The following is a 9,349-nucleotide window of genomic DNA, read 5'->3' as shown; positions in this document are numbered from 1 at the left end:
GCATTTTTATTTTAAGCTTTAACTAAAAATAGATTATCCCAACCACTTTATATAATAAGTCTTTTATTATAAATCAGCGGGCTACGCCAAAATAAATTTTTAAGTACTCAACTTCTGATTTTTTACCTATTACTTAATTCTTACTTTCTCCACAAATTCTAATTTAAGAAATTCCATAGGAATTTCAACATTAATTGATATTTGACATTTGATATTTGATATTTGATATTTAATATTTGATATTTAATATTTCTAATTCCTATATTTTCGCTGGCTACCGCCAATAAAAGACTTTTTAAGCCCTTAAAAGAAAAGGTATAACCACTTAATTTAATGAATTAGTTATACCTTTTCCCACTATACCATTGCTTATATTCAATTAAAGATTTTCCGTAACGTAGTGGAGAAAAATCATCCTTTTATCTTGAAAAGACATTAAAATTGTGCTATTATGATATCAACATATGAACATATGAGCATATGTTGAAGTGTTAAAAATAAGTAGGGGGGTAAAAATATGGATAATAAAAATACTGAGATATGCAGTTGTTATAGTATACATGAGGATGCTTTAAAGCATGTTAAGAATGATTTGCCAAAGGAGGAAATATTATTTCAGTTAGCAGATTTCTTTAAAATATTTGGGGATTCTACAAGATTAAAAATTTTATATGCACTTTCAATAGAAGAAATGTGTGTGTGCGATATATCTAATTTACTTAATATGAGTCAATCTGCTATATCACATCAGTTAAAGACTTTAAGACAGAGCAAACTTGTTAAATTTAGAAGAGATGGAAAGGTAGTTTATTATTCTCTAGATGATGACCATATAAGAAGTGTGCTAAAACAGGGATTTGATCACGTTATGGAATAGATGAAGTATGAAGATAGGGGGGGAACTTATGGGCAAAGATAAGAAAGATAATTTAAATAAGCAATACATACTTAAGGGATTGGGCTGTGCAGGATGTGCTGCTAAAATAGAAAGAAAAGTAAATTCTTTAGAGGAAGTAGAAGAAGCAGTACTTAATTTTAGTAATTCAACATTAAATATATGCTTAAAAGAGGAAAATAAAATTAATTATGTAGAGGAAAAAGTAAAGGAAATAGTGAAAAATATTGAACCCCATGTGGTTGTTGAGAATAAAGAAAATCAAGAATTATCAAGAAAACAAAAAGATGATGTTCATGAGCACAATCATAGTCATGGACATAATCATTCTCATACTCATGCTCATATGGAAGAGGGAATAGATAAAAAAAATCTATTGATGATTGTGGCAGGAACATTAATATTTATACTTGTATCAATATTTAAGTTTTCTAAATATGTTCAAATAGCTATGTATTTACTTAGTTATGTACTTATAGGTGGGGATATAGCCTTAAGAGCCATTAGAAACCTTTTTAAAGGTGAATTGTTTGATGAAAACTTTTTAATGTTTATAGCTACTGTAGGAGCTTTTTCCATAGGTGAATATCCAGAAGCAGTTTTTGTAATGTTGTTTTACAAAGTTGGAGAAGCATTTCAGGATAGAGCTGTTAATAAGTCTAGAAAATCTATAGGGGAGCTTATGAATATTAGACCGGATAAGGCAAGAATAAAATTAGGAAATGAATATAAAGAAATATCTCCAGAAGAAGTGAAAATAGAAGATATTATATTAGTAAAACCAGGTGAAAAGATACCTTTAGATGGAGTAGTTTTAGATGGAGAGTCCATGGTAAATACCTCTAATTTAACAGGGGAGTCCTTGCCAAGAAATGTTCATGCTGGAGAAGAAGTTTTAAGTGGTTTTATAAATATGAATGGAGTATTGACTATAAAAGTTACTAAGAGATTTTCTGAATCAGCTGTGTCAAAAATATTAGACCTAGTAGAAAATGCAGGGGCTAAAAAGGCTCCAACAGAGCAGTTTATAACTAAATTTGCTAGATATTACACTCCTATAGTGGTATTTAGTGCCTTGGCTTTAGCGGTGATACCGCCAATAGTTGTTCCAACAGCAGAATTTTCACATTGGCTAAGAAGAGCCTTAATATTCCTTGTAGTATCTTGTCCATGTGCCTTGGTTATTTCTGTGCCACTTGGATTTTTTGCGGGTATAGGAAACTCATCAAAAAATGGAATATTAATAAAAGGTGGCAATTATTTAGAAGCTTTAAATAATGTAGAAACTTTAGTGTTTGATAAGACTGGAACTTTAACAGAAGGGGTATTTCAAGTTACGAAGGTAGTACCTAATGATAAAATAAGTGAAGAGGAATTAGTTAAATATATTGCTTATGCAGAAGCCTATTCTAATCATCCTATTGCCAATTCTATAAGAAAATACTATGGGAAAGAAATAGATAAAGGTTTAATTGATGGTTATGAAGAAATAGCTGGTAAAGGTATTAAAGTAGATGTAATGGGTAAAAGGGTGTTTGCTGGTAATGATAAGCTAATGAAATGGCAAGATATATTATTTAAAGAAGCAACAGATATAGGTACTGTAGTGTATGTAGCAGTAGATGGAGAATTTTTAGGACATGTGGTAATTTCAGATAAATTAAAAAATGACTCTATAAAAGCTTTAGTGAAGCTTAAAGAAATGGGTATAAAAAATACAATTATGCTTACAGGGGATAATAAGATTGTAGGAGAAAGTATAGGTAGGCAATTACATTTAGACAAAGTTTATAGTGAGCTTTTACCTGGGGACAAGGTTGAAATGTTTGAAAAAGAGCAAAGTAATCTTGGTGAAAATAAAAAAATTGCTTTTGTAGGGGATGGAGTAAATGATGCACCAGTTTTAACTAGGGCAGATATTGGTATAGCCATGGGTGCATTAGGATCCGATGCTGCTATTGAAGCAGCAGATATAGTTCTTATGACAGATGAGCCATGTAAATTAGTTACGGCAATGGACATAGCTAAGTTTACAAGGAAAGTAGTAGTACAGAATATAATTTTCGCTTTAGGCGTTAAGGCAGCTGTTTTATTACTTGGAGCCTTTGGTTTAGCAAATATGTGGGAAGCAGTTTTTGCAGATGTGGGAGTAGCGCTTATAGCTATATTTAATTCTATGAGAATTTTAAAATATAAACCTAAATAAATGGCAAAAATTAGAAATGGATTATTGAGTATAAATAAATAGATAGATAAATAGATAGATAAATAAATAGAGAGAACCTATTGTAAAGAGTATCTTAGAAATAAAATTTTTAAGATATTCTTTTTTTCTCTTGACTTACGAACGAGCGTTCGATACAATGGTATTAGCAAATAAGTTTTGCATTGGGGGGTATTAAAAATGGGTAAAGATAATTGTTTTGTTAAAATTTCCTATGACACAGTAGAAAAGGAAACAAACGTTAAACATTCTGATGCTAAGATAAACTGTTTAAATGACAAGGGTTTAAGCGGAAAATACTTAATTGGTGGGGGCGTATATAATAGAAATAGCGGGTGTTTTGTTTTTAAAGCAAAAGATGTAGAAGAAGCAAAAAAGTTAGCAAGCAATAATTCATTTATAAAGCAAAAGGCATATGAATACAAAAATTTATCTGTTACTATGTTTACATAGAAAGCTTTTACATATTCTGATGGAAGGAAACGTCCATCAGTTTTTTTTATGTAAATTGATCTAAAGTTTGCTTTCTTTGAAGAATAAATATAAATATGCAGAAATTTAAAAATAAATTCAGAAAAAATGTTAATAATTTCAAAATTATATGGTATATTAAAAGTATAATCATTTTACATTGGGGAAGTGTTTTTATGGAAGTTATAAATAATAGATATAGGGTTTTAAAATTTATAAAGCAAAATAAGGTAGCTTCTTCATATTTAGTTCAGGATTTAACTCTTCAAAAAAAGGTTATGTTAAATATAATTAATTATGAAAGAGTTCCTAAATCATTAATTCATTATTATATAGAAGAGTTTATAGTATGGACGAATATTGATTCTTCTAGAATAAATAAAGTTTATGATTTTGGTATTATAAATCTGATTGATAATAAAAAATTGGGGGATATAAAGTATTTTTTTACTAATGATTATTATGATGATAACAAAAATTTTAGGACATATATAAATGCTAAGTCTAATGAAAAGCAAATATTAGACTTATTTATTAAATTGTGTCAAGGAATAGATTACATGCATTTGCAAGGGTTCACCTATGGAAATTTGAATTTTAATAATATATGTATAATAGATGAGCACCAGGTGCAAGATGTAAGACTTAAGGATATTCCAACTTTAAAATTAGAAGAGAATAATCATGCTGGTAATCATTACAGTATAAAAAATAAAAAAGAAGAGAATAGCAGTAATAAAAATATAAAAGGTGATATAGAAGCTTTAGGAAAAATGTTGTTTTATTTATGTATAGAAGGATGCGAGCCTTTTTCAACTAGTATTTTTGGAAAAGAAGGTATAGAAGTAAAAAAAGATTTATCAAAGTTTTTTTTGGATAAAATTCAGATAATAATAAGAAAAGCCACCTCAGATAAATGTGAATATGATTCTGTAAGGGATATGGTTAAAGACATAAATCATATGTTAAATTTAAAATATAAGCTTGATGAAATAGGTGATGTAAAGAATTTAAATTTAAACACCAAATTAATTGGTAGAAATGAAGAAGTAAATTTAGTACTAAAACAATATGGACAAATATTGCCAGATGATTCTAAGGACAGGCTATTATTGATACATGGTGATACAGGAATAGGCAAAACCAAATTTTTAAACAGCGTAAAAAATCTACTTACGTATAATAAAGCTAATGTATTTTATAGTTTTTCAACAAATAACATGGAAAATGAGCCTATTAAAGATATATTAAGACAAATGGTAGATGAATGTGAGCATGAGGTTTTTGAAAAATATGAAAAGGATTTGGTAAATTTTATATCCGGAATTCATTGCAATAAAAATATGGTACATGATGAGCTTTCAAACATTCCAAAGGAAAGGTTAAAGCTTTTAAATAGGATTAATGGATTTATAAATGATTTTACCAAATATAAACCTATAGTGATAGTTATAGATGACATTCATCTAGCAGATGATTTTTCTATTGAAATTTTGGATTACTTATGCAAAAGGCAAATTAAAAATAAAAGCATGTTAATAATATTATCATATTGTGATGGTAGACATGTGGTAAATAAAAATACTCTTCAGTTTATAGAAAATATAAAATTTAAAGAAAATGCTACCAACATTCTTTTAAATGGATTAGATGAAGAAAAAACAGGAGAAATGTTAAAAAGTATTCTAGGTATGCATGATGTGCCTAAGAAATTTTCCAGTTTAATTTATGGCAAGAGCTATGGAAATCCTCTATTTATAGAGGAAGTAATTAAGAATTTTTATTACAGTAAAATAATATATGTGGATAAAGAATCAGGTTATTGGAGTACGGATTATAATTACAGTGATATCCCTATTCCTTCAGATATAAATCAAATATTAATAAATCAAGTTCAAGACTTGGATCATATGAGTTATGATATTTTATCAATAACATCTACATTTTTAAATCCCATATCTATAGAAACTATAATTTTTATGAGTAAATATAAAAAGCAAGAGGTTGAAAAGAGAATAGACATTATTTTAGATAAAGGTATTTTATGCAAGAAAATAGGAGATCAGGGTTTTGTATATGATTTTTATAATAAGTTATTTAAGGATTTGGTGTATGGAAGAATAGTGGTGGATGAGCAACAGAATAAGCATAGATTAGCAGCAGAATTTTTAGAGAAGCAGTACATGAATGGTTATGAAAATTATATAGAAGAACTTATATATCACCTTCAAAAATCTAATCAAAAGGAAAAAGTAATAAATTATAGTCTTCAAAATTCTAATAAAATGAAGAAGTATAATAATTATGTGGAAGCCATAAAAAATTTAAAGAATGCAATGAATGCGCTAGATGAGAATAACTGGAGTTTAAAGGGATTAGAAATAATAATGGAGATAGCTCAGTTATATGAGCACATAGGTGAATTTAATGAAGCTATAAAATATTTTAACAAGTTGCAGGAAAAAAGTAAAAAATTAGGTATTTTAAAATATCAAAGATATAGTTTAAACAGAAAAGCTGCCATATACTTAGACAAAAACGAAATAAGTCTTGTGGAAAAATGCGTTAATGAGGCAACAGAAATAGCTAATAAGTATGAAGACTTAGAAAACTACTTAGATTATAGATTAATGCAAGCTAGATTGTATAATATGCAAGGAAAATATATTCAGGCTAGAGATATATGCGTAAAATCTATAGAAATTTGTACAGATGAGTATAAAGTATATAAAGGATTTTTCTATAACATGATATCATATGTGTATATAATAAATAATAATCCAGCAAAGGCAGAGGAAGCTTTAAATAATAGTATGGACATATTGAAAAAAGAAAATAATCCAGAAGGGTTGGTAAGAGCTCTTAACAATATGGGAGTTATATATGGAGATTTCTATCAGGATACTGAAAAGGCCTCTGAATTTTATATTAAAATTATAGAGATATGTAAAAAAAATAATTTAATAGTTAGTGAAATAATAGCAATTAATAATCTAGGAGAGGGATATTTTTATCAAAATGATTATTATTTAGCCCTAAATTATTTCAAAGAAGTTGAAGAAAAATCAAAGAAGCATGCTTTAGAAGCTAGTTTATTTTACTCTTATGTGTTTCTAAGTAAGATAAATATAAAAATAGGAGACTATCAAAAGGCTTATGAATATTATACTTTAGCAAAGAGAGAGCTGGACAATTATAGCATAAATGATAGAGATATTTTGGAATACTATAGCGCTTGTGGAGAGTTAAATTTAGAATTTGGGGACTTAGAAGAAGCAGAAAAATTCATAAAAAAAATATTAAAGTTTAGCGATAAAGATGAACAGTTGATTCAGGTCAATAGTGAATTTTTATTGAAATATATAGAGTTAGTTAGAAGTGAATATGAGGATATTAAAAAAATATTGAAAGATATAAACGATATGTTGCCTAAGGCTAATAACATAAATATAAGAATTGAATGGCTATGTAAAGTAGCAGGGCATTTGTATGACAGAGAATTGTATGATGAAGGAAAAGCTGTACTAGAGGATATTCAAAAGCTTGCAGAAGATAGGGAAATAAATTATTTGAATTTGTATGTGAATTATTTAGAGGCAGTGTATAGTAAAAATAATTGTTTAAAATCCTTAAATGCTGCTCTAGATTTTGCTAAAAAACAAAATAATAAAAAGTTAGAGAGTAAAATTTGCAGTGATATAGGAAATTATTATTTTAGTAAAGGCGACTATTTTAATGCATTTGTGTATTATTTTGAGTGTTGTGAAGTATTTATGAACATAATAAAGCAGTTGCCTGAGAAGTATAGAAAGACCTTTGTTAATTTTTATAATATAAGAGAAACTATAAATAGATTAAAACACATAAAGGAATATTATTATGGAAGTAATAAAACTTTAAAAAATTTCAATAAAGAAAAAGTAGAGATAGAAGAAATATATGGACTACTAAATTTTATAAATTATAAGGATATTATGGAAAATAAGTATTTTGTAAAGTCAGTTAAAAATTTCTACAGTTCCTTATATTATAATGAAGTCCATGATATAAAGGCGGTACTGAATAATTTAACCTCTAATGAAATTAATAATTTAAAATTAATATTGCAATATATGCTTTATGTTACCATGGGAACTCATGGCTATATAATACAAGAAAAAAATAATGGATTTGAAAGTTTAGTGCATGGTAGCAATGATAAAAATTTAACAGAAGAAGATATAAATATATTAAATTTATGCAAGTCAAATAAGGATACTGTATTGATTTCTAATATAGATAAGTATATGGATAATACAGTTAAGGGGTTAAAAAATATAAAAGCTTGTATATGCATTCCTGTAACTACTAAGATGGATAATGGCAGAAATTTTGATGATTTGGGTAATGAAGCATATGATAATAATATTGTTGCCTATGTTTATCTGAATTCCGATAGAGCATTAAATAATTTTAATACTAAATCACTAAAAAAATGTATTCAGCTAAATAGTTTAATAGGGTTAATTATAGAAAAGTATAAATTGAAAAAAATAGCTGCATATGACAAGTTAACTTCAACCTTAACAAGAAAATATTTAGAAGAAGAGATAGAGAAAAATTTAGATATGGCAGCAGAAAATAAAGGTATATTTTCTATGCTTATGTTTGATTTAGATCACTTTAAAAACATAAATGATAAGTATGGACATCAAACAGGAGATGAGGTATTAAAACAGGTTTGCAGCATAGTAAAAAACAATATAAGAAGTACTGATATATGTGGTAGATATGGCGGTGAAGAGTTTATTATTTTACTTAAGAATATTAATTTAGAATATGCTAAGAAGGTTGCTGAAAAATTAAGAATAAAAATTGAAGAAGCCCACATATTGGGGGATAAGGAAAAGGTTACTGTGAGCATGGGTATAGTTGCATATCCAGAGCACGGGCAATGGAAACAGCAATTGATAGAAAAGGTGGATCAGGCTCTTTATATTGCAAAAGAAAAAGGAAGAAATCAATGCGTAGTTTGGCAGGAGGATATAGCAAATAAGGTTAAAGTTACTAATAAGCTTACAGGGATAATAACGGGTAATGAAGTTCAAAACAATAGAAATGTGTTAGTTATGGTGGAGCTTATAGAGTTGCTAAATGAAAACTTAAGTCTAGAAGGAAAAATATATAGAAGCCTTGGCAGAATAATTGAAATAACAGAGTCTCAGTATGGAACTTTGATAAGGGTAGAGGATGATAAGGTAACGAAAGGCTTTTCAAGGAAGGCTTTTGAGGAACAGTGGATTAACAATGTTCAGTTAAATAATGATATGATAAAGTCAGTAATAAAAAAGAAACATGGTGTGTATAACATTGATTGGGATAATGTTATACAAAAGGATACTATAACAGGCTCACCAGATTGGCATTCTGTGATGGTAGTACCTCTTATTAAAAACGATAAAATTAATGGGATTCTATATTTATCAGCATCTGTAAGAGCTAAAGAATTTGGCTTTGAGGATTTTAATTTTGTGGATACTTTGGCCAAAATAATAAGTAATATGATTTAAAATAAGTTGAATAATTACAAATTGCACATTGCAAAAAAACAATGCAATATGCAATTTTTTTTTCTTAAAATATAAAAATATGAAAATAAATAATTAATTATTTCACAAGTTTTTTAAACTAAAATAGTTCATAAGAGTTCTATTAGTAATTTCTATGATAAAGATTAGCATTAATAAGCATTTAAGCAAAAAAACATGTAAATATTAAAA

4 protein-coding genes are annotated in these 9,349 nt (G+C 27.6%); all 4 read left to right on the top strand.

The genetic code is table 11. The features are described from left to right. Positions 1-517 precede the first annotated feature (517 nt). The gene (locus FGK85_RS13560) at positions 518-877 is read left to right on the top strand and encodes an ArsR/SmtB family transcription factor (RefSeq protein ID WP_138207499.1); all 360 of its coding nucleotides are present in this window, start codon (positions 518-520) and stop codon (positions 875-877) included. Between the two features lie 28 nt (positions 878-905). Beyond that, a complete protein-coding gene (locus FGK85_RS13555) occupies positions 906-3,101 on the top strand; it encodes a heavy metal translocating P-type ATPase (RefSeq protein ID WP_138207497.1) in 2,196 nt (731 codons plus the stop codon). A gap of 198 nt (positions 3,102-3,299) precedes the next feature. Next, a complete protein-coding gene (locus FGK85_RS13550; RefSeq protein ID WP_138207495.1) occupies positions 3,300-3,572 on the top strand; it encodes a hypothetical protein in 273 nt (90 codons plus the stop codon). Between the two features lie 194 nt (positions 3,573-3,766). Then, positions 3,767-9,139 carry a diguanylate cyclase gene (locus FGK85_RS13545; RefSeq protein ID WP_171011439.1) on the top strand — a complete coding sequence of 1,791 codons (5,373 nt, stop codon included), beginning with the start codon at positions 3,767-3,769 and terminating at the stop codon, positions 9,137-9,139. Positions 9,140-9,349: the final 210 nt, after the last annotated feature.

This window comes from Haloimpatiens lingqiaonensis (assembly GCF_901447495.1).
GTDB classification, from domain to species: Bacteria; Bacillota; Clostridia; order Clostridiales; family Clostridiaceae; genus Haloimpatiens; species Haloimpatiens lingqiaonensis.
Note: the sequence above shows the minus strand (reverse complement) of the source record. Positions and strands in the feature narration are given on the sequence as shown.

Excerpts from the sequence above, each read along its gene's own strand:
- FGK85_RS13560 (WP_138207499.1), top strand. The coding sequence starts at position 518 with ATGGATAATAAAAATACTGAGATATGCAGTTGTTATAGTATACATGAG.
- FGK85_RS13555 (WP_138207497.1), top strand. The coding sequence starts at position 906 with ATGGGCAAAGATAAGAAAGATAATTTAAATAAGCAATACATACTTAAG.
- FGK85_RS13550 (WP_138207495.1), top strand. The coding sequence starts at position 3,300 with ATGGGTAAAGATAATTGTTTTGTTAAAATTTCCTATGACACAGTAGAA.
- FGK85_RS13545 (WP_171011439.1), top strand. The coding sequence starts at position 3,767 with ATGGAAGTTATAAATAATAGATATAGGGTTTTAAAATTTATAAAGCAA.